This is a genomic window from Flavicella sediminum (genome assembly GCF_006381105.1).
Classification (GTDB): domain Bacteria; phylum Bacteroidota; class Bacteroidia; order Flavobacteriales; family Flavobacteriaceae; genus Flavicella; species Flavicella sediminum.
In genome coordinates this window covers 183,449-204,499 of sequence record NZ_VDET01000016.1, presented here as the reverse complement: position 1 = coordinate 204,499, position 21,051 = coordinate 183,449, and the positions used below count along the sequence as shown (strand labels likewise).

The 21,051-nt window shown below is 33.2% G+C and carries 17 protein-coding genes; 4 read left to right on the top strand and 13 right to left on the bottom strand.

The genetic code is table 11. The features are described 5' to 3' along the window. The 3 genes from FGM02_RS14700 to FGM02_RS14685 all read left to right on the top strand — a co-directional run. Positions 1–439 (top strand): peroxiredoxin family protein (locus tag FGM02_RS14700; protein WP_139959250.1); only part of this gene is annotated, 439 nt, incomplete at its 5' end. Positions 440–595: 156 nt separating this feature from the next. Next, entirely contained in the window at positions 596–2,752 is a 2,157-nt protein-coding gene (locus tag FGM02_RS14690; RefSeq protein WP_139959249.1) for a peptidase domain-containing ABC transporter, read from the top strand. A 544-nt stretch (positions 2,753–3,296) separates the two neighbouring features. Beyond that, on the top strand, positions 3,297–4,235 hold the full coding sequence (locus tag FGM02_RS14685; RefSeq protein ID WP_139959248.1) for a LamG domain-containing protein: 939 nt from the start codon (positions 3,297–3,299) through the stop codon (positions 4,233–4,235). A gap of 47 nt (positions 4,236–4,282) precedes the next feature. Here FGM02_RS14685 and FGM02_RS14680 read toward each other — a convergent pair whose 3' ends face one another. Genes FGM02_RS14680 through FGM02_RS14660 form a run of 5 tightly spaced genes read right to left on the bottom strand, consistent with a single transcriptional unit; the run spans position 4,283 to position 9,925 of the window. Further along, complete coding sequence (locus FGM02_RS14680) at positions 4,283–5,602, bottom strand: TolC family protein (protein WP_139959247.1); 1,320 nt, start codon at positions 5,600–5,602, stop codon at positions 4,283–4,285. 24 nt (positions 5,603–5,626) lie between these two features. Beyond that, the gene (locus tag FGM02_RS14675) at positions 5,627–6,745 is read right to left on the bottom strand and encodes an efflux RND transporter periplasmic adaptor subunit (RefSeq protein ID WP_139959246.1); all 1,119 of its coding nucleotides are present in this window, start codon (positions 6,743–6,745) and stop codon (positions 5,627–5,629) included. Positions 6,746–6,771: 26 nt separating this feature from the next. Then, the gene (locus FGM02_RS14670) at positions 6,772–8,010 is read right to left on the bottom strand and encodes an ABC transporter permease (protein ID WP_208021523.1); all 1,239 of its coding nucleotides are present in this window, start codon (positions 8,008–8,010) and stop codon (positions 6,772–6,774) included. After that, the gene (locus FGM02_RS14665; protein ID WP_139959245.1) at positions 8,007–9,236 is read right to left on the bottom strand and encodes an ABC transporter permease; all 1,230 of its coding nucleotides are present in this window, start codon (positions 9,234–9,236) and stop codon (positions 8,007–8,009) included. The genes FGM02_RS14670 and FGM02_RS14665 overlap by 4 nt, the downstream gene beginning before the upstream one ends. 2 nt (positions 9,237–9,238) lie before the next feature. Next, complete coding sequence (locus tag FGM02_RS14660; protein ID WP_139959244.1) at positions 9,239–9,925, bottom strand: ABC transporter ATP-binding protein; 687 nt, start codon at positions 9,923–9,925, stop codon at positions 9,239–9,241. Positions 9,926–10,130: 205 nt separating this feature from the next. Between FGM02_RS14660 and FGM02_RS14655 the strand changes: the two genes are divergently transcribed. Continuing rightward, on the top strand, positions 10,131–10,625 hold the full coding sequence (locus tag FGM02_RS14655; RefSeq protein ID WP_139959243.1) for a DinB family protein: 495 nt from the start codon (positions 10,131–10,133) through the stop codon (positions 10,623–10,625). A gap of 2 nt (positions 10,626–10,627) precedes the next feature. On the opposite strand, the gene FGM02_RS14650 is transcribed toward FGM02_RS14655, so the two are convergent. From FGM02_RS14650 to FGM02_RS14615, 8 genes are all read right to left on the bottom strand, one after another. Beyond that, positions 10,628–10,849 (bottom strand): DUF6095 family protein, encoded by a 222-nt coding sequence (locus tag FGM02_RS14650; protein WP_139959242.1) that lies wholly within the window; start codon positions 10,847–10,849, stop codon positions 10,628–10,630. Then, a complete protein-coding gene (gene murQ / locus FGM02_RS14645; protein WP_139959241.1) occupies positions 10,846–11,658 on the bottom strand; it encodes an N-acetylmuramic acid 6-phosphate etherase in 813 nt (270 codons plus the stop codon). The genes FGM02_RS14650 and murQ overlap by 4 nt, the downstream gene beginning before the upstream one ends. Before the next feature lie 79 nt (positions 11,659–11,737). Then, positions 11,738–13,198: a TolC family protein gene (locus tag FGM02_RS14640; RefSeq protein WP_139959240.1), complete on the bottom strand. Its 1,461-nt coding sequence runs from the start codon at positions 13,196–13,198 to the stop codon at positions 11,738–11,740. Between the two features lie 10 nt (positions 13,199–13,208). Beyond that, positions 13,209–14,579: an ABC transporter permease gene (locus tag FGM02_RS14635; protein WP_139959239.1), complete on the bottom strand. Its 1,371-nt coding sequence runs from the start codon at positions 14,577–14,579 to the stop codon at positions 13,209–13,211. A gap of 3 nt (positions 14,580–14,582) precedes the next feature. Then, positions 14,583–15,827: an efflux RND transporter periplasmic adaptor subunit gene (locus FGM02_RS14630; RefSeq protein ID WP_139959238.1), complete on the bottom strand. Its 1,245-nt coding sequence runs from the start codon at positions 15,825–15,827 to the stop codon at positions 14,583–14,585. Between the two features lie 92 nt (positions 15,828–15,919). Then, positions 15,920–16,726: a DUF4249 family protein gene (locus tag FGM02_RS14625; protein ID WP_139959237.1), complete on the bottom strand. Its 807-nt coding sequence runs from the start codon at positions 16,724–16,726 to the stop codon at positions 15,920–15,922. A 5-nt stretch (positions 16,727–16,731) separates the two neighbouring features. Beyond that, positions 16,732–19,143 carry a TonB-dependent receptor gene (locus tag FGM02_RS14620; RefSeq protein WP_139959236.1) on the bottom strand — a complete coding sequence of 804 codons (2,412 nt, stop codon included), beginning with the start codon at positions 19,141–19,143 and terminating at the stop codon, positions 16,732–16,734. Between the two features lie 245 nt (positions 19,144–19,388). Then, complete coding sequence (locus FGM02_RS14615; protein WP_139959235.1) at positions 19,389–20,783, bottom strand: T9SS type A sorting domain-containing protein; 1,395 nt, start codon at positions 20,781–20,783, stop codon at positions 19,389–19,391. Between the last annotated feature and the right edge of the window lie 268 nt (positions 20,784–21,051).

The following is a 21,051-nucleotide window of genomic DNA, read 5'->3' as shown; positions in this document are numbered from 1 at the left end:
AGAACTTGAAGATCAAATAAAAGAACTCCCAGATTTCTCTTTTCTCAGTTTAGAAGGAACTGCTTTTACAAAAGGCAATTTAAAAGAGGGCACAAATACGGTTTTTATATATTTCAATTCCGAATGTGACTTTTGTGTGTCAGAAACGACAAAAATTCAAGAAAGATTGGCGGAATTTGAAAACACAGAATTAATTTTTGTCTCCTTTGAAGCAAGAGAAAAAATAGTAGATTTTGCAAAACATCACCAATTATTTGAGGTAGAAAATATCATGTTTTTAGAAGATGAAAAATTGGAATTCTCTACCTTATTTGGTGCGCAAAGCATACCCGCTATTTTTATTTATGATGGAAACAAACTGCTTTTAAAGAAGTTTAAAGGAGCTACTAAAATAGATGCTATTTTAAAAAGTTTAAATATTAACACTTTAGTAGATTGAAAATATTTTAAAAAAAATAAAGCTGTTAAGAATAATAATTTTTTTACACTTAAACCTCCAACCTCCAACCTCCAACCTCCAACCTCCAACCTCCAACCTCCAACCTCCAACCTCCAACCTCCAACCTCCAACCTCCAATCTCCGCTCATCAAAAAAATGAACCTTAAACATATAAAAAACACCCATGTTTTACAACATGACCAGACTGATTGTGGTACGGCTTGTTTGTTGTCGGTAGTGCGTTATTATAAAGGTGAAAATTCTTTAGAAAAACTACGGAAATTAAGTGGAACCAATCAAAGGGGTACAACCTTATTGGGACTTTTACAAGCGGCTAATGGGATAGGATTCAGGTCGGTAGGGAATCAAGCAGATATACAGGCCTTGATTGAACATGGTTCTCCATTGATTTTACATGTGTTGATAGAAGAAAAATTGGAGCACTATGTGATATGCTATGGGTATGAAAATGACAAATTTTGTATTGGAGATCCTGCAAAAGGAATTCTTTTTTATTCCGAAGAAGAATTGGAAACCATTTGGAAATCCAAATACTGTTTGACTTTAACACCAAGTAGTTCTTTTGCAAAAGCTACACAACTAAAATCTGCGAAGAGAAAATGGTTTTTCAATCTTTTAAGAAAAGACAAGCAATTATTAGGTTTAAGTGTTGTTTTGGGGATAGGAATAGCTTTATTAGGAATGGCAATGGCTATTTTTTCTCAAAAATTGATTGATGATATATTGCCTTCTCAAGACATTAAAAAATTAATTACAGGAATTGCCTTATTAAGTTTTTTATTATTGATTCGAATAGGTTTTACAGCATTGCGTCAATTTTTATTATTGCAACAATCTAAAAATTTTAACAACCGAATAATTGATGTTTTTTATACTTCCTTATTGCACTTGCCAAAGCCTTTTTTTGATACTCGAAAAATAGGAGAATTGGTAGCTCGCTTGAATGATACGGGTAGAATACAAAAAGTGATCCTGTTTATGACAAAAAATATGGTCATTGATTTTTTAAATGTATTTATTTCTTCCGGTTTTTTATTTTGGTATTCTTGGCAAACAGGATGTATTGCTTTGTTAAGCTTGCCTGTTTATTTTTTCATGATCTATCGCTTCAATTCAAAAATTATAGCAGCACAAAAGGAAGTAATGTATGGCTATGCTTTGAATGAAAGTAATTATATAAATTCCATGCAGGGAATTGCAACGATTAAAAATGACAATAAGCAGTCATTTTTTCAAAAAATAAACAAAATAATTTATGGAAATTATCAAGATAAAATAGTTGACTTGGGAAAGGTAAATATCCATTTGTCGTTATTCTCAGGAGTTGCGGGAAGCCTATTTTTGATAGCGATATTATCTTACACTTCATTTCAAGTTTTTGATGAAACGCTAAAATTAGGAGAGTTAATGGCTATTTTAGGAATTGCAGGAGCGCTATTGCCATCTATAACTAATTTGGCACTGGTAAGTATTCCCATTAATGAAGCAAAAATAGCTTTTGATAGAATGTATGAATTTACTACAATTGAAAAAGAAAAACAAGAAGGGATAGTGCTTACAGAGTTCAACAGTTTAGAAATTAGAAATGCTTCCTTTCGATTTGCAGGAAGAAAGCAATTGTTAACAGGAATTAATATGTCTGTAAAAAAAGGAGAGTTGGTTGCAATTGTAGGAGAGAGTGGAGGAGGGAAAAGTATTTTGACTCAAATTATACAGCGTTTTTATAAGTTCGAAACAGGAAATGTTTTAATCAATTCAGAAATAGAGTTAGAAAACATAGGATTGGATAGTTGGAGAGATACCATTGGAGTGATTCCTCAAGAAATTTCTATTTTTAATGGTCGATTGATAGATAATCTATTATTAGGAAGTGAAGACGCTCCTAAATTAATGATTGATTTTTGTCAAGAAAATGGGTTTGAAAAATTTATTACTCAAATGCCACAGGGCTTTGCAACCATAGTTGGAGAAGAAGGAATTAATTTGTCAGGAGGGCAAAAACAAATCATTGCATTGATTCGGGTTTTGTATAAAAAGCCCCAATTATTGCTGTTGGATGAAGCAACCTCAGCAATGGATAGAAATACGGAACGATTCACCTTAGATTTGTTGCAAAAATTAAAAAATAAAATGGGAATTGTGTTTGTCTCTCACCGCTTGCACAGTTTAAAGAATAGGGCAGATAGGATTTATGTTTTAGAAAATGGAACGATACAAAACAAAGGGATGCACAACGAACTTATTGAAAAAAACAATTTTTATAGTCAGTTTTGGAAAGAACTCTATTTTTGATGAAAAATAAGAAAATCTACACAGTTATTATTGCGGTGTTTTAATGTAGAGTTGATTGTAATAATTTCTTGTTTTGTCATGAGATTTAACTGATGTGGAAAAAATGGTATAGTAGGTGCGGAGTTACATTCCTCGTTACACAAATTCAATTGGTCTAAAAAAAGATTAGTAGGAGGTGCTCTATGCATCTGTTGAAATAGACACGAACAAAATTATTGTGATAATTCATGTTTTCAGTTTCATAATGTTCAAATTTAAATAACCTACTCTAGTTGCTTTGCGGTATCCGCTTACAAGGTGAATTCCAGTGAACCAGTCATTTTTTTTTGAAATGTTAAAGAAATCTTAGGATGCTGTTTTTGTAAATTGAAAACGAACTGTCTAGATAATCTAGACAAGTAGAAATAGCATAGGTTTTAAACCTAGAAAAAACATGAACAAGGCAGTGTATTAAAAGGACCTAATTGTTATTTGGGTTATTTTTAAAGATTCATGAAATCTAAATAGAAGTATAGAAACGATGAAATTTAAAAACCTAAAACAAATGAGCTCACTTTTTATTTATGCCTGTATTATTTTTTGTAGTTGCTCCGGTAGTGGAGATGATGTGTTTGTGCCACCTCCTCCTGTAGAAGAAGTTGAGGAACCCATTGAAGAAACTCCCAAACCAACGGTAATAGATGTAAATAAAGCAGATCCGTCAAAACCAACTTTTACTTCTTTCGACGACACCACACCTACTGGAAAAAAATGGGTGAGAGTTGAAAATTTATCAGATGAGTTTGATACATGGAATACTGCAAAATGGACAAAAACTACTTGGAATTATGGAGGTACTCCGGTAAATATGAAAGAGAAAAATTCTGGGGTTGCAGATGGTAATTTATGGATCAAAGCAACTTTAGACAATTCAAATGATTTGTGGTTTGAAACGTCAAGAGTGCGCTCTAAAGCAAAAATAAAATTTCCAATGTATACTGAAAGCTGTATCAAAACGGCTCATATTTCTGCATTTAACACCTTTTGGTTGAACAATGGAAATAGCAATGACAGAGATGAAATAGATATTATTGAAAACAATTCTAAACCTTCATGTGGTTGTCAGCCAGAATATCCTTGGCAAATGAATTCTCAATATTTTATTGTGAAAAATGGGGTTACTGAACGGCACCATGGAAATTCTACCAACAAGGAACTTTCTGAAGGAAATACTTTAAAAGGAGTGCCTTGGAATGAAGCTTATCATGTAGTAGGAGCCTGGTGGAAAGACGCACATACCGTACAATTCTATTTAAACGGAGAGCCTTCTGGTAGTGTAAACACAACACAAGCATTTACCCTAGAGCAATTTTTAATTTGGGATTTGTGGACACAAGATTCTAGTTGGGTAGGAGGCGAGGCTGCCAAGCAAGATTTATTAGATGATAACATAAACACCATGCGTATTGATTGGGTACGGACATGGAAATTAGAAGATAACTAGAAGTATACTATCAAAAAAAATCTCGAAGGAAACTTCGAGATTTATTTTTATTGAAGGGGTACTCCAAAATAGTATTCCAATACTTTTATTTTAAATAGGTAGTCGTATTTTGCTCTGATCAAACTTATCTCAGCATTTTCCAAAGTGGTTTTTATTTGGTTATAATTAAAGGCATTTAACAAACCAACATTAAATTTTTCTTCAGAATATTTGAATGCTTCTTTTCTAGCGATTAAGGTTTTTTCGTTGGCTTGGTACGTTTTTAAAGCGCCTTGTACATCATTGTAGGCTTGTTGAACTTTGTCTCTTAAGTTTATTTTTGACTGTTCTAAATTCAGTTGCGCACTTTTAACATTGATTTTATTTCGCTTTACAGAATTTCTGATTTGAAATCTGTTGAAAATAGGAATCGATAAGCCAAGTCCAAAAGCATGCCCTTTGTTATTGTCTACTTGATCTCTAAAGCTAGGCAAGTTTAAAAGTTTTGATTGAAAGTAATTGGTGCTAAATCCAAATGAACCTGTTAGGGTTGGCAAATAACTGGCTTTGGCAATTTTTAAATCATTTTTAGCTAGTTGAATTTGCACTTCCGAAAGTTTGATGTCATTTCTGAAATTTACAGCTTTGTTAAATACAGATGTAGGGCTTTCAAAAATGATGGAATTTTCTTCCATGGTCACATCCGAAATCGCAATGTCAAAACCCTCAAAATTGTCAAGTGCCAAAAGATTGAATAAGGATAATTTCGATAAGGTTAAATTATTTTCCATGGCTACCATGTCCTGTTCTTGCTTTGCCATGGTTGCTTCAATTTCTAAAATATCACCCTTAGGTTTGACACCTTCTTTCACCAATTCTTTGGTTCTTTCGTATTCCTTCTCATTCAAGGAATTTTGAACTTGTAAGGATTTTAACGACTCTCTGTTAAATAATATTTGCAAGTAAGCATTGGCAATTCTTAAAGAGATATTGTCCTTCATATCTTCTAATTGGTACTGATTGGCCAATAGTAAAAGATTCGATCTATGTAGTCTGTTTATATTTTTTAAACCGTCATAAAGTACAACACTTGATGAGATACCAAAGTTTGTGTTTTGCGTAGTGGCCGTTACATTTGTATTGGTAACAGGGTTGGTGTTTAAACCTGTATTCCAAGAATGACGAACGTTGGCATTTAAATTTGGTAAAAATGTCCCTATGGCATCGTTTTTATTGATTTCAGCTACTTCAATATCTAATTCAGATTGTTGAATAGAAATATTATGTTCAATTGCGTAAGCAATACATTCTTTTAGGGTCCATTTTTTTTGTTGAGCACTCAAGGCAACAGTACAAAATAAGAAGAAGATTGAAATTTTAGTTTTCATTTGTAGGTGTTTTTTGAAGGCTAATTATTTGTCTTTTTTGTCGTCATTATCGTCTTTAGAAGCTTTGTTCCAAACCTTAATTTTGTCTTCTGCGCTAATTCCAGAAATAATTTCAACATTAATTCCGTCAGAAATCCCCAATTTTATTTCTTTACGTTCAAATTGTTGTTCACCCGTTTCAATTTCAACATAAGGCTCTTCAGATTTTCTGTCGTATTGAATTAAAGATTCTTTGATGGCTAAAATGTCTTCTTTTTTGTCTAAGATCAATTCGGCATTGGCAGAGTATCCTGCGCGTACATAAGTTTTGTCTAACTCAAGAGACGCTTTAATAATAAATAAAACAGCACCTTGTTCGTTGACACCTTTAGGCGCAATAAAATCTAAATTTGCTTTAAATTTTTTACCTTCAATAGCGCCAATGGTTACTTCTAAAACTGTATTTTCTTTTAATTTACCAACTTCTACTTCGTCTACTTTTCCTTCAAAAATCATTTTATTCAAATCGGCAATAGAAGCAATGGTAGTCCCGGCATTAAAATTATTACTTTCAATAACTTGGTACCCTTCTTTTACAGGGATTTCTAAAATAGTACCAGAAACTGTAGCCGTAATATTTGTGTTGGTAGAAGACGATCCGCTAGTTGAACCAACTTTGATGATTTGATAATCATTTTCTGCGTTTTCTAATTCTTGTTGTGCTTTTTGAAAACGCAATTCAATGGTATTAAAATCTTGACTAGCAATAACACCTTTGTCAAACAGTTTTTTATTTCTGTTGTATTCAATTTCTGTGTTATTTAATTGAATTTTCGCGTTTTTAAGTCGACCCAGTGCACTGTACAAGTTTTTTTCATTGGGCACCACTTTGATTTTTGCAATCAGGTCACCCGCTTTTACAAAACTTCCTTCTTCAACAAATATTTTATCAATAATTCCAGAAATTTGTGGTTTGATAGCAATTTCATCCTCAGGAATTACCTTACCAGTAGCCACCGATTTTTTTTCTATCGTTGTGGTAAAGGCTTGTTTTGTGGTAAATTCTTGGGCTTCTTTCGAATTCTTCTTTCCAAAATAAATCATTACTGCGCCAAGGGCACCAAGTAAGATAACGATCAGGATTATTTTTACAGTTTTATTCATTTTCTACTATTTATTTTTTATTGAATTTATTCGTCGTTCAGAGCAGCTATAGGTTTTATTCTTGTAGCTCTAGTGGCAGGAATTAAGCCGACTAGGGTGCCAAGTATTGCCAATATGGCTACGGCAACTAATACGATTGGAATGGAAACCGATACATTTACCAAAGCTGCATCTTCTCCTTGCCCCCACATTTGGTCAATAAGCATAAGTACACCACCACCGCCAATAATTCCGAGAATACCGGCTATTAAAGAAAGTGTTAAGGCTTCTAAAACTATTTGTCGTATAATCATAATAGGTGTGGCACCTAAAGCTCTTCTAATTCCAATTTCTTTGGTACGTTCTTTCACGGTGATCAAAAGAATATTTCCAATGGCAAAAACACCAGCGATCAACGTTGCAATTCCAACAAACCATGTCAAAAATTGCATGCCTTTTAAAAAGCCATTCATTTGATCAAACTTTTCACCTAAATTAAAACTACCTATAGCTCTTTTGTCTTCAGGGTGAATATTATGTAAGTTTTTTATCAATAATTTGGTGTCAATTTCTATTTGAGAAATGGCATATTCTTTTTTACCGGTAATCATCATCCAACCAATCCTATCGCCTGTGTTAAATAATTGTTGAAAGGTTGTAAAAGGAATATGCACGTTGGTCGGTCGATTAATTTGACCATTTTTAAACATCCCAACAATTTTAAAATTGATGCTATTTATTTCTAATAGTTCTCCAATCGGATTGACGCCTTTCTCAAAAAATTGTTTGAATAAATCTTCAGAAATTACAACAATTTTTCTTTTTTCTTGAATGTCTTTTTCATTTATAAAACGCCCATAAATAAGGTCCATTTTTTGCACTTTGTCTAACAATGGAAAATCTCCATTTATAGAAAAGTCACCTGTTTGAAAGTTTTTGATAATGGTTCCATTCCTATCATTTCTAGGAACCACAAATTCCAAGCCTTCAATTTCGTTTTCAATTTTTTGGACATCACTTAGTTTTAAGCGAATTCTTTTGCCTTCCTGAAATCCTTTAAAAGGTTTTTCAGTTCTTTGTCCCCAAATAAAAACACTGTTTGTTGCAAAATCACCAAAGCGTCGATTAAATGAATTTTCCATACCTCGGGCCGCACCAAGTAAGGTGACCAATAAAAATATTCCCCAGGTAACCCCAACTACCGTAATGGCGGTACGTAGTTTATTTTTACGAATGCTTTCGTAAATTTCTTGCCAGGTATCGGGTGCAAATAAAAATTTTATCATTCGGATCTTAGTGCTACAATTGGTTTTATTTGTGATGCTTTTTTGGCGGGCAAATAGCCTGCAATACAGCCAGAAATTATTAAAATAATAACGGCGCTAATAACCACAGATCTTTCAACGCTGGGGTCGGTAATAAAATATTTTTCAAAAGAATCTCCAATAAGATGTAAAGTTCCCATACCAATTAGCATTCCTAAATAACCCGCTAAGGAAGTAATGGTTACTGATTCCAATAGGATCAATCCTACAATTGAGTTTGGGGAGGCTCCTAATACTTTCCGGATGCCTAACTCTTTGGTTCTTTCTTTAACAATATACACCATGATATTACTGATTCCAACGATTCCTGCAATCAAGGTTCCCATTCCAATAAACAAAATAAGGATACCTAAAATAAACATCATTTGATCGGAATCTTTTTTTGCTTCGGCATAATTCCGCACTCGGATGGCACTTTGATCTTTTGGTGCAATTTCTAATTGTTCTTTAAGTTGGTTTGTAATTAACGTCCCAAAACTAATGGCTTCATCATAATTCATTTTAGGATTGTAGGTCAGATTTATAGCACTGATATAATCGTTTTTTTGATACAAACTTTGTGCAGTACTAACGGGTATGTAAATAATTCTATTTTCATTATCGTCCGTTTCTTCTTCAAAAACCCCAACAATTTTAAAAGCAATTCCGTGTACATTGATGTATTTTCCAACGGCTCTTTTGTTTTGAAATAAATCTTCTCGAACCAGTTTTCCAATGACGGCTACTTTTAAATGATCTTTTATATCACCATGATTTAGGTAACGACCGCCAGTTACAATAGATTGTTCTACAAATTGATGGTCGGGATGAACGGCTCTAATGCTGTAGTTGTTTCTTTTTCCTTTGTAAGAGACATCGAAGTTTTTATAAATTCGAGCTGTTGAATATTCTATTTTTTCACCGTTTTCATCATTGATATATTCAAACTCTTTGTTGGATAATTTTACACGTCGCCCCGTTTGCTTTCCTTTGTAAGGTTTGGAGGTTTTACCGGCATGAACAAAAATAGAGTTGGAGGCATTGTTGACAAAAAAGCTTTCAAAAGTATTTGATAAGCCGTTGGCAATACCAAAAAGTAAGGTGAAGATTAAAATGGCAAAAGTGATGGTAAAACCAGAAAGGATGCTCCTTAATTTGTTTTTACCAATACTCTGAAATATTTCAGACCAAAGTTCTTTGTCGAACATAGTTAGGCTAACTTTTTATTAGAAACATCACTAACAATAACACCATCTTTTAAACGTACCAATCGTTCTGTTTGTTCCGCAATGTCTTCCTCATGGGTAATAACGACAATGGTCATTCCTTCATCATGAATATCTTGTAAAAGCTTCATAATAGATTGTGTGGTTGTAGAATCTAGGGCTCCTGTTGGCTCATCAGCCAAAACAATTTTTGGTTCCGTAACCAAAGCTCTGGCAATAGCAACTCGTTGTTTTTGTCCACCAGAAAGTTCATTAGGCAAATGTTTAGCCCAATCTTTTAAACCAACTTTGTCTAAATATTCTAAGGCTTTTTCTTGACGTTCTTTTTTGCTAACACCTCGGTAAAATAATGGCATGGCAACGTTTTCTAAAGCGGTTTTGTAAGAAATTAAGTTGAAGGATTGAAAGACAAAACCAATCATTTCATTTCTGAGTTTGGCTGCTTTTTTTTCGTTTAAGTCTTCAATAGCTTGTTGATTCAAAAAATACTGACCTTCGTCGTGTTCGTCTAGTAGGCCAAGAATATTTAATAAGGTAGATTTTCCAGAACCTGAAGAACCCATAATTGAAATAAATTCTCCTTCTTTAACATGCAAGTCTAATCCTTTTAAAACATGTAAAGCATCCGTACCAACTTTATACGATTTGTGTAGTTTTTTTATCTGAATCATATTGAATTTTTGTGCTACGAAGTAATGAATTTTTGAGACAATTAGTTGTTTTTAAATGTTAAAAATACTCTTAAAATTAAACTTTTATTCAGGATTAATCATTTCATTTAGAAAGGTTTTAGTAGGTTTTCGTGGTTTTTTTAGGTAAAAGCGTAATCGAATTAGTATATTTACGACAAAGCTTTTTTATTTTAAAAAATAGTACATGATTGAAGCCATAGTTAAAAATTTACAAAGAGGAATTTACTTATTAAACACCATTACCGAAGAACAATACAAAGATATTTCTGTAGCACCTTATTATTCTAGTATCGGTGGACATATACGTCATATTATGGATGTTTACGATTGTGTATTTGAAGGTTTGCCTTCTGGAACTATTGACTTAACTGCTAGAAAAAGAAATCCTATGGCTGAACAACAGTTGAATTATGGGATTGCTTATATACAGGAAATTATTGAAAAAGTAGAAGGATTAGATTCTGATGATTTTCAAAAATTAGTTCAAGTATCTGATGATTTGGGGGAAGGTGTTTTTGAAGCGACCTATACCTTGTCTGCTCTTTTGATCCAATCTCACAGTCATGCAACACATCACTACGCCAGTATTGGTTATATTATTTTTCAATTGGGAATAGAGTTGCCAGACAATGCTTTTGGGTTTAATCCAACAACTCCTGTGGCCGCTTTAAAAGAGTAATTCTATTTATTGAAAAGTGCTGCCAAGGTAATTTTTATTCCCTTAAAGACAAGAAGAATACCAGCAAAAGCGGCAATAATTCCAATAATTAAAAAAATAGAAGTGTTGTCTTTTTTTAAGGCTGAAAATCCAATATTTAAGATAACAGGTGCTAGTACAAATAGGGGAATGGCACCGAATACATATTTTAAGCCTCTTTTAAATTCATTTTTATCGGTACTCATAATTTGTAGTTGTTTATAGCAGTTCTTACTGACCCGTATTTTGTTAAAAGTTCTAAAGCTTTTTCTGAAGGTATTTCAAGCGTATCCGCAATCATTTTTGTCCCTCGTTTGATCAATTTATCGTTGGACAATTTCATATCCACCATTTTGTTCCCTTTTACTTTTCCTAATTGAATCATGACAGATGTGCTGATCATGTTTAAAATTAATTTTTGGGCAGTACCTGCTTTCATGCGAGAACTACCGGTAACAAATTCTGGTCCTACAACGGCAACAATAGGAAATTTAGCCAATTGATGCAAAGGGCTGTTTTCATTCATGGTAATACAACCCGTGGAAATATTTCTATTATTCGCTTCTTTTAAAGCACCTAAAACATAAGGAGTGGTTCCAGAAGCAGCAATTCCTATTACCACATCTTTGGAGGTTATTTTTTCATTTTCTAAATCAATCCAACCTTGTTCCACATGGTCTTCTGCATTTTCTACGGCTTTTCTAATGGCGGTATCTCCACCGGCAATCAATCCAATTACTAGGTCAAAAGGAACACCAAAAGTGGGGGGGCATTCAGAAGCGTCTAAAATGCCTAAGCGGCCACTAGTTCCAGCACCTGTATAAAATAAACGTCCGCCAGTTTTCATTTTTGAAACGATTTCTTCAACTAAGGCTTCTATTTGAGGTAAGGCTTTTTCAACAGCCAAGGGAACGGTTTTGTCTTCTTGATTGATATTAGATAATACATCTTTCACCGTCATTTTTTCCAAATGATTGTAGGAAGAATTTTGTTCTGTTGTTTTTGTAAAGTCCAAAATTTATTTTTTTTCAAAAATACTAAAGTCCCTGCAAGAAGCTTGTATAATTTGAGATTAAGATGTTCCTGTTTTGCATTTAATCAAAAAGTAAATCCTCGGCTTTGATTTTTTTATTGGTTCTAAAATCGAATAAGGTTAGTTTTCTCAAAGTATAATAATCACTCCAAAAACGTTCTAAAGAATTTAAATAGGTAACAATGGCTTTGTCTTTTTCTTGAAGAGAAATATTTAAATCGGTAATTTCAATTTTCCCTAATAAATACCTGTTTTTTGTAATTTCATAACTCTTAATGGCAATTTCTTGTGCTTTTTTAGAAATACTTAAAAGGTTTCTTTGGTTAGACCAATTCAAAACATGCAGTTCTATTTCTTGTTCAAAGTTTCGTTTGTCTTGGTTTATGTTGGTATTTGTCAAGTCCAAATTGGCCTCCGCAATTTTCCGAGCAGATTTAGAAAGTCCCCAATCAATAATTGGAATACGCATACTCAATACAACACCTTGTTGTTTTGTGTAATTGTCAAATACAGCATCAATTCCTGTTGAAGATCTTGAGGAACGTCCGAAATTGGCATCTAACGTGAGGTTTATTTTATTGGTCCCTTTTACTCTTGCCAATTCTTTTTCTGCTTGCAAGCGTTGTCTTCTAAATTGAATCACAGATTTTCTATTGCTTTTAGCTTCTTTCAAGGCTTTCGATAATTTCACATCAAACAATTCTAAATTTTGTGGAATTTCTAATTCCAAGTTTTCAGTTTCAAAGCCTAAAAACAAGGCAAGGTTTTGTGAAGCTTTTTTCAAAGAAATGGAATTATTTGTCACATTGTTTTTGGCATTCAAGTATTGCAATTCCATTCTTAACAAATCATTTTCTGCAATTTTACCACTGTGAAATCTTCCTTGAGCAATTTTATATAGGGTGTCAGAATTGGCGAAATTTGTTTTGGCTATTTTAGCCTGTATTTGCAATTTTAATAAGGTGAAATATTGGTTGCACGATTTTAAGGAGATATTTTCCATAGCCTCAATAAAGTTTCGTTTGGCCTCCTCATTTAACAAAGGTTCAATTTTTTTATCCCATTTAAAACGATTGTAAAAAATAGAATTTTGAGAATATCGAATAGAGTAAGGCGTGTAAAAATATGAAGTAGATTCACTGTCACCAAAATTTCGGATTCTATTGATATTTGATGAAAGAGACAAAGTACCACCTGTAAAAGAAACGTTTTGTGAAACATTTAAACGAAGGTCGGTGTTTAAACGGCTAATGTTTTGAAAGTTTTGTGTTCCATTATCTTGTTCTATGGGTTTTATTTCTTCAGAATAACTAGGTATGGTTGCACTTAAACTTACCTGTGGTAAAAAGGAAGATTTATAATTTCTATACTTCCAATAACTCGATCTAAATTTATTGACTGCCGCTTGGTAGTCTGGAGATTTTTTTTGTGATAATAAAATAGCTTCTTCCAAACTAATTTTTTTTGCTTGTCCAATAGAAAACAAAGGCAAAAGGAACAAAAGTAAAAGTATATGTTTCATAGTTGTTTTTTTATTCATGGCGCATGGCTTCAATAGGACTCTTTTTTGAAGCGGTTTTTGCAGGGGCAATACCAAAAATTAGCCCGATTAAAGTTGAGACAAAGAAAGCAAGTAAAATAGAGTCTATAGACAAAATGGTTTGTATGTCTGTTGCTTTTTCTAAAAAGATTGCTGCAGAAACACCGAGCAGTACTCCTAAAATTCCTCCACCCAAACTAATTAAAATAGACTCCGAAAGAAATTGTAAAATAATATCCTGCTGTGTGGCTCCAATGGCACGCATAATTCCAATTTCCTTGGTACGTTCTAATACAGAAGCAAGCATAATATTCATAATTCCAATTCCTCCAATTAATAATGAAATTGCCGCAATAAGACTTAAAACAATATTAAATATTTGTTTTGTTTTTTGCTGCTGTTTCAATTCGTTGATCGGTATTTTTATTTCAAAATCGAGTTGGTTATTGTGTTTGCGTTTCAGCATTCTACTTACAATATCTGCCGTTGCTTTTAATTCTTTGGAATCGCTAACCTGAATGGTTAATTTGTCGATCTGGTGGTAGTTTCCTCTAGGGATTCTGACTTTAGGACCGGTTTGATTTTGGCTATAATACCCTCTTCTTCCAGAATCGTTCAGCGTCATTATTTTTCGATCTTTAAAACGAACCAAAAAAGTTTTTAAAGGAATGTAAATATCTCGGTTTAAGTCGCGAATAGCCAAATTTTCTTGGGCTTGTTGAGAAATTGTTTTCTCTTCAATAATTCCAATAACTTTTAACCAAACGTCTTTTACTTTGACTTGTTTTCCTAATGGATCTTCTCCTGTAAATAATTTCTGAGCAACTTTTTTCCCAATAATGCAAACGGGTAAGGCATTGTTGCCATGTTTCTCAGAAAAATTTTCTCCAGATTCAATTTCAATATTTGAGATTTTAAAAAAGGAAGGAGCAATACCTACAAGTTTTACAGGGTTTTGACGACCTTTTAAAATGGTATAAGTGTCTAATATAATTTCCGGGCTTATGGCTTTTACTGACGGAATGTATTTTAAAATACTTTCACTGTCAATCATGTCCAAACCCTTTGAAAAGCTAACCGTTTCAGAGCTTGTGTTTTCCTCTTCGTTTTCTTCCCCGTCTTTTATTTCATCAATAATAGGGGTGATGACAATATTGTTGACCCCAACTAATTTTAGCTGGTCTAATATTTCTTTTTCGGCACCTTTTCCTATGGCCAGCATGGTAATCACGGCCGCCACTCCGAATATAATTCCCAAAGCAGTTAAAAGTGTTCTTACTTTATTTGTAATTATAACACGAACAGCTTCTGTTATATTGGTAAGAAATTTTTCTAAGACGACATTATTTTTTTTGAAGTCCATAGTTTATTCTTCTAAAGGAATGATCGCTTCTTTTTCATAGCCCTGAGGCTTGTACAAATAAACGACATCATTTTCATTGATTCCTTTTTCTATAATAACCACATCGTCATTAGATTCACCTAATTTCACTTCTTTTTTCACGATGGAAATTCCTGTTTTTTTGTAAACATAGACTGTAGAATCTTTTGAGAAAATACTTTCTAATGGTGTTGTTAACACATTTTCTTTTTTGAAAGTCAATATTTTATTGGAAGAAGTCATACCAGGAAGTATGTCCTTATTTGTTTCATCTAGTTTGATTAGTACTTTAAATAATTTGATGTCAGAGCCTTGTTTTTTCTCGCCTATATTGGCAACAGAGGTTACAACACCCCCAATTTTCATTTCAGGAAAAGCATCAAAACCGATTTCTACTTTAAGTCCTTTTTTTATTTTTCGAACATCTACTTCGTTGGCAAATGTTTTCGATTCCATTTTGGTAAGATCTGGTAGAACCGCTACAGCTGGGTCGTAAGTATTAATTTCAGAACCAGTTTTAATGGTTCCCCTATAACTTTTAACATAGGTCAACATTCCATCTCCTTCAGAAATAATGGTCAATTTACTTAAAAGTTCTTCCGTATTTTTTAATCTATTTTTTATTTTCGAAAGATTTGCGGTTACACGAATCATAATTTGCTGCTGCTTTTGCTTTATGATATGGTAGTCTTCTTCCTTTTGTTGTAAATTTCGTTTTAATTTTTGAAGTGTAATTTCTAATTGACGAATGGTAGTAGGAGATTCAAATTTGGATTGTTTTAGCTCTAATTCTTTTTCTTCAACACTAAATCTTAAATCTTTGATGGCGTTACGTTCTTTTTTTAGCGTAAGCGTGGTGTCAATTTGTTGTTGTATGTAGGTAGAGTTTTCTTTGGTTAAATCATTTCTAGCATCTAATAATTTTTCATTCAGACTGGAAGGATCTAGTTTGGCAATAAAATCACCTTTTTTCACTAAAGTTCCTTCAGGTATAAGATGTTGTACTTTAATTTGGTAAATACGAAGTTGTCGTAAACCCGATGGGATTTTTATTTTTATAGAAGAAGTAGATTGCAGTTCGCCTGAAATGACAATTTCACTTTTGAAATCTCCTTTCTTTACTTTGGAAGTTAAAGTTGTTATGTTTTTTGAACTGTTGTTAAAGGCAAATTGGTAAATAAGTACGATTGCAAGCAGCAATCCTATTCCTAATAGGATTTTCTTTTTCATTATTTTTGATTTTTTTCAAAACTAAGGATAATGAAAAAGAAAATTAACTAAGCTTATGTTAAATTATTTACAAAGAGCAATAAATGAGATATTTATTGAATGGTATACGGAGTAATAACTACTTCTGAAAGGCGGAAGTAGCCCAAAGGTTTGTTTTCAGGGCTTGTGGTATTCAAACAATTTCCACTAACGGCTGCCGGGGGTGTAGCAAATGGCCCTCCTGATTCAATTTGTTGCAGCAATAAACTAAAATAATTTTGGTAACCTCGTGAAATTCCATAAAAACGTAGGGTAAGTGTATCGTCTTTTTCAAGCTCTTCATCAATTTCAAAAACAGTATCAACATTTCCATTGATAAATTCATCGCTCCAAGTTCTGTATACATTTAAGAAATAGGCATCAGAGGTAAATTCACCCAAATAATAATTTTCTTGCTCTACAGGGTCGGTATAGGCAAAGTCTACTCGAACTACATTTTGACCAAAAATATTTTGTTCCGTTTGACTAATACTATCAATAATAGTAACAGGCATTAGGGTTTCCGTAGCTTTAAAAATTTCAGCTTTGTAAACAATTTCCAAGTTGTAAGTTTCATTGAGCTCAGGCACAAAATTGGTGGATTTGTAAAGACCTGTAGCTCCTTCTTCAGCAAAGATAAATTCATCAAGTTTGCTGTTTTTTACAACCACCGTAGCGCCTGTGGCTGCGGGTATAGAATTGTCGTAATAACTAGCCGTTTCAGTTAAACGAATAACTTGTTCATTTCCTGCGGTTCCTTTTTCCCAATTGATATTGGCATCGATCACCAAGCGTTTAGGGCCTTCAGTTAAAGGAAGATCAATAACATCTTCACATGAAGCAAATACAAGGATTGACAGTAGTATGTATAAATATTTCATGGGGATTAAAATTTAAAATTATAAGTAAAAGAAGGTACCAGTCCAAAAATTGAAGTTCTAGCGGCTTCGTTAGCACCCGTTTCTTCATTTTGTCTAAAATTAATGGAGGCTGCGTTTTTTCGGTTGTAAATATTGTAAATACTAAATACCCATTCTCCTTTCCAACGTCGTTCTTTTTTTTGTTTTGGTGTATACGTTGCCGCAATATCTAAATGATGGTAGGCAGGCAAATTTTCTTCGTTTCTATTTCCATAAATGGGAACGTATATATTTTCATTTGCGTCGTCATAATTGCCCCCAACGTTGGTGGTAAATTGACCGTTAGGATAGGTTGCTGGTCTACCCGTTTGATAAATAAAATTCGTTCCAAATCGCCATTTGTCTGAAAGTGTATAGGAAGCAGTAATCGATAAATCATGTGTTTTGTCGTAATTCGCTTTGTACCATTCTCCATTATTAATTCCAGGAGAATTGGCAATAGGGTCGCCATTGACTTGCATTTCTGCTCTAGACAAGGTGTAGCTAATCCAACCTTTTAAGTTTCCAATATTCTTTTTTAAAGAAAGTTCCAAACCATAGGATCTAGATTTACCCGGCAATACAATTGTTTCAATTTGTTCTTGCGCAATTAAATCAGCACCATCTCTATAATCCAATCTGTTTTGTACTTCTTTATAATAGACCTCTGTTTCAAAAGAGTACATTTCATCTTTGAAATTTCTATAATAGCCAAGTGCAATTTGATCACCAATTTGTGGTTTGATAAATTTTCCACTAGGTGCCCAAACGTCTAAAGGAGCTGCTGATACGGTATTAGAAATTAAGTGAATGTATTGGTAGGTTCTGTTGTAGTTTGCTTTAAAGGCATTGTTTTCATCTGCTTTGTACGAAATAGCCAGTCTAGGTTCTAGTCCCCAAAAGTTTTTAATACTTTCACTTTTTCCATAAGAAATAGAGTCTTTTATAACCCCTTCTTCGTAATTGTTGGTTTCTGAATTGTATGTAATCGGTTGGTCATTTTCATAGGTATACAGTTGTTGTCCACCCATTCTGAAAAATGAACTCGCTCTTAATCCATAATTTACTGAAATTTTGTCGGTTAAATTGTGTTCAGCTTCTATATACAAAGCAGGCTCAATAGCACGTTTTTGTTCTAGTTTCCCAGGATTAACTGCAGAATTTTCTTTACTAGGAGATATTTCACCGGGATTGAAATTGTAATTGATGGCACTTAAACCATAATTCAATTTAAAGTCGTCTGAGATATAATTTTTAAAATCATATTTTAAGTGAAAGTTGCGAATTCCAGAATCCCAATCCATTCCAATAAAATCTAAATTTAAGAAATAGTTGTATTCACTATAAATAAGCGAAAGATTTGAAAATAATTGATCCGAGAACAAATGATTCCAACGAACATTAAAGGTAGAATTACCATAAGAGTTCACAAATAAGTTTCCGATATTAAAAGAATCTCTACCAAAATAACCAGAGAAATAAAGCTTATTGTCGTCGTTTAAATCAAAATTTAATTTGGCATTCAAATCGTAAAATGACAAACCATTGTCTTTGGTATCTGGATTGGCTTTTAGAAAAACATTGACATACGAAGTACGACCCGCTACTAAATAAGAACTTTTACCTTTTGCTAACGGACCTTCCGCCATTAATCTACTAGAAATAAGTCCAATTCCACCGCTAAAATGATGTTCTTGCTTGTTTCCATCTTTTTGATGAATGTCTAAAACAGAAGAAACTCTTCCTCCAAATTTAGCAGGAATTCCGCCTTTGTATAATTTAATATTTTTGATGGCATCTGCATTAAAGATAGAAAAGAAACCAAAAAAGTGAGACGAACTATACAAGGTTGCTTCATCCAAAAGAATTAAATTCTGATCTTCGGCGCCACCACGAACATTAAAACCTGAGGCACCTTCACCGGCACTTGTAACGCCTGGTAATAGTTGAATGGATTTGATGATGTCCACTTCTCCTAACACAACCGGCATTTCCTTAATAGTGGTTACACTTACTTTGTGCACACTCATTTCAGGTTTTCTTAAGTTGATAATAGTGCTGTTACTTTTTACAATAACTTCATCTATTTGCTCACTTTGCAAGGCCAAACTAAAATTTTGTTTGGTATCGTTTGTTAAGTTTATTTCTTGTGCAATTGTTTTATATCCCAAATAACTAACCTCAATTTTATAGGTTCCTTTGGGTAAGGTAATAGAATAAAATCCATAACCATTGGTGGTGGTTCCTTTCACTAAGTCAGGAAGAATAATGTTGACGCCTATTAATGTTTCATCGCTGCTTTCTTCAGAAACAATACCACTTAAGGTAAACATTTCTTGTGCAACTAAGAAATTTGAAAAAAGTAAAAATAGGAGGAGGGAGCTGTATTTTCTTTTCATTTTGTGTTTTTAACTAAAAATTTGTTGTAAAAGTAGGAAACTGTTTTTTAAAATAAACTGAATTTGGAACGTTAATAATTATTTAACTATGTATGTTAAGTAGTTGCAGCTTTTATAGAAAGGTTGCTTCTGAAGCTGTTAAAATTTAAAAATAAAAAAGGCTGTCTGAAAAGTAATTTTCAGACAGCCTTTTTTGTCGACTTTTGTTACTTATTAGAATAAGCAATATTTGTTAAAGCAATTAGTTATTTTTTTACAATTTTAACTGTATTGGTTCCTTTGGCAGAATTTCCACTAACAAAATAAACACCAGCATCTAAATCACTAATATCATAACTAGCAGCGGTGTCAAATGTTTTTAACAAGCTACCATTAATTCCAAATACTTGAACACTTTCAAGTGCATTTTGAGTATTTAATTGAAAACTATTGTTTACAGGATTTGGAGAAACGCTTAATTCTTCATCCTGAATTTTGATATCGTTTGTAGATAGAAGTGCAACTTTAGGAGCTTGAACAGCATCTACATAAAAAACAGCACCATTTGAAGCAGCTGTTGCATCACCTTGGTTGAATAAAAACACAAAAGTATCGTACACATTATTTGGAGCAACTGGATTTGGAGTAACAGAGGATAAATCGATTGTCACTTCATTCCAAATATTTTCCACAAGGTCTATTGAAGCAAATGATATTTGTTCTGAGGTGTCTTCGGCACCATTAATTCGTACACGAATTCTAACATTAGAAGTTGCATTTGGATTGCATTCTGGATAGATTCTGAATTTTAAATTTCCTGTTGTATAATCAAATTTATGACCTAAAAATACGATTCCAGAATTGGCAGAATCATCTCCTCTAGTAATTTTTAAAACTGTTGGACTGCTATTTCCATCTGTTGTTGGAGTGGCCTGAGCTTCTTCATACATAGCGCCTCCTGTATTAGAAATTGTAGCGTTAAAGGCATCAGGACTGTTGTCATAAAACCATAAGTGATCCGTGTCTAAATCAGCGGTATCATCGGCAAGGACTGTTGGAGCTGTTGGTTCTATGTTCAATTGAATATCATCAATAAATAATGGGCTAACGTTTGATAAATCATTTTTGTCCTCTGGATTGTTTACAGGTATAATAAGTAGTCTGTCGTAACCACCATTACTGTCAATATCTTCGTCTGTATTATCTGGTAAAACAGTTGCAGGATAGGAAAGCGTAACCCATTCGCCTGCTGTTTTAGTACTTGTAAATAAATTAACACGATTCCCATTACCCGTGCCTTTTACAGAATTGAACAATCGCACAACGACTCTTCCTGAACCGGACCCATTGCCTCCTTCGGTTGCAGAATAAATACGCATGCTAAGAGAAAAACTGGTTCCTACAGCTATTGGGTTTGGCAATGCATATAATAAAGAAGCATTGTTCGAAGTAGTTTCTATTCGACTTACGTTTGTAGAGGTGTTTGGTTCAGCTATCGGATTTGTTGTATCTGGATTTGCTACAGAAACCGTATAAGTGATGTTTTCTGAAGTAGTAACATTTGTAAGTGTTTTACATTCATCTACTGAGTGGTAAATATATTGTGAATACCCAAATAAGGAGGTTAGCGCTAATGTGAGTGTAAGTAATGTTTTTTTCATTCTATTTTTTTAAAGTTGAACTTATTGTGTGTTCAAAAATAGAAGTAAAGGTCTGTTTGGCTTTGCTCTATTCTATTAAAAGCTTTTGTAGACTCACTTTTTTTAGTAAAATATGGATTTCTACTTAGTATATGATTTTTAGAAGACTATCGAAAAGTGCTTTTGTTTTTTGAAATTGTAGAGGTTGCCAATTTTGAGTTCTACAAATAAACATTTATCACTAGATATTGTTTGTATTTATTATGCCTTCCAATTTGTCTTATTTGAA

What these genes read in the sequence shown, in the direction of transcription:
- FGM02_RS14670 (WP_208021523.1), bottom strand. Translation starts at nt 8,010, where the DNA reads ATGATAAAATTTTTATTTGCACCCGATACCTGGCAAGAAATTTACGAA.
- FGM02_RS14690 (WP_139959249.1), top strand. Translation starts at nt 596, where the DNA reads ATGAACCTTAAACATATAAAAAACACCCATGTTTTACAACATGACCAG.
- FGM02_RS14685 (WP_139959248.1), top strand. Translation starts at nt 3,297, where the DNA reads ATGAGCTCACTTTTTATTTATGCCTGTATTATTTTTTGTAGTTGCTCC.
- FGM02_RS14650 (WP_139959242.1), bottom strand. Translation starts at nt 10,849, where the DNA reads ATGAGTACCGATAAAAATGAATTTAAAAGAGGCTTAAAATATGTATTC.
- FGM02_RS14665 (WP_139959245.1), bottom strand. Translation starts at nt 9,236, where the DNA reads ATGTTCGACAAAGAACTTTGGTCTGAAATATTTCAGAGTATTGGTAAA.
- FGM02_RS14620 (WP_139959236.1), bottom strand. Translation starts at nt 19,143, where the DNA reads ATGAAAAGAAAATACAGCTCCCTCCTCCTATTTTTACTTTTTTCAAAT.
- FGM02_RS14615 (WP_139959235.1), bottom strand. Translation starts at nt 20,783, where the DNA reads ATGAAAAAAACATTACTTACACTCACATTAGCGCTAACCTCCTTATTT.
- FGM02_RS14675 (WP_139959246.1), bottom strand. Translation starts at nt 6,745, where the DNA reads ATGAATAAAACTGTAAAAATAATCCTGATCGTTATCTTACTTGGTGCC.
- FGM02_RS14655 (WP_139959243.1), top strand. Translation starts at nt 10,131, where the DNA reads ATGATTGAAGCCATAGTTAAAAATTTACAAAGAGGAATTTACTTATTA.
- FGM02_RS14660 (WP_139959244.1), bottom strand. Translation starts at nt 9,925, where the DNA reads ATGATTCAGATAAAAAAACTACACAAATCGTATAAAGTTGGTACGGAT.
- FGM02_RS14630 (WP_139959238.1), bottom strand. Translation starts at nt 15,827, where the DNA reads ATGAAAAAGAAAATCCTATTAGGAATAGGATTGCTGCTTGCAATCGTA.
- FGM02_RS14640 (WP_139959240.1), bottom strand. Translation starts at nt 13,198, where the DNA reads ATGAAACATATACTTTTACTTTTGTTCCTTTTGCCTTTGTTTTCTATT.
- FGM02_RS14680 (WP_139959247.1), bottom strand. Translation starts at nt 5,602, where the DNA reads ATGAAAACTAAAATTTCAATCTTCTTCTTATTTTGTACTGTTGCCTTG.
- FGM02_RS14635 (WP_139959239.1), bottom strand. Translation starts at nt 14,579, where the DNA reads ATGGACTTCAAAAAAAATAATGTCGTCTTAGAAAAATTTCTTACCAAT.
- FGM02_RS14625 (WP_139959237.1), bottom strand. Translation starts at nt 16,726, where the DNA reads ATGAAATATTTATACATACTACTGTCAATCCTTGTATTTGCTTCATGT.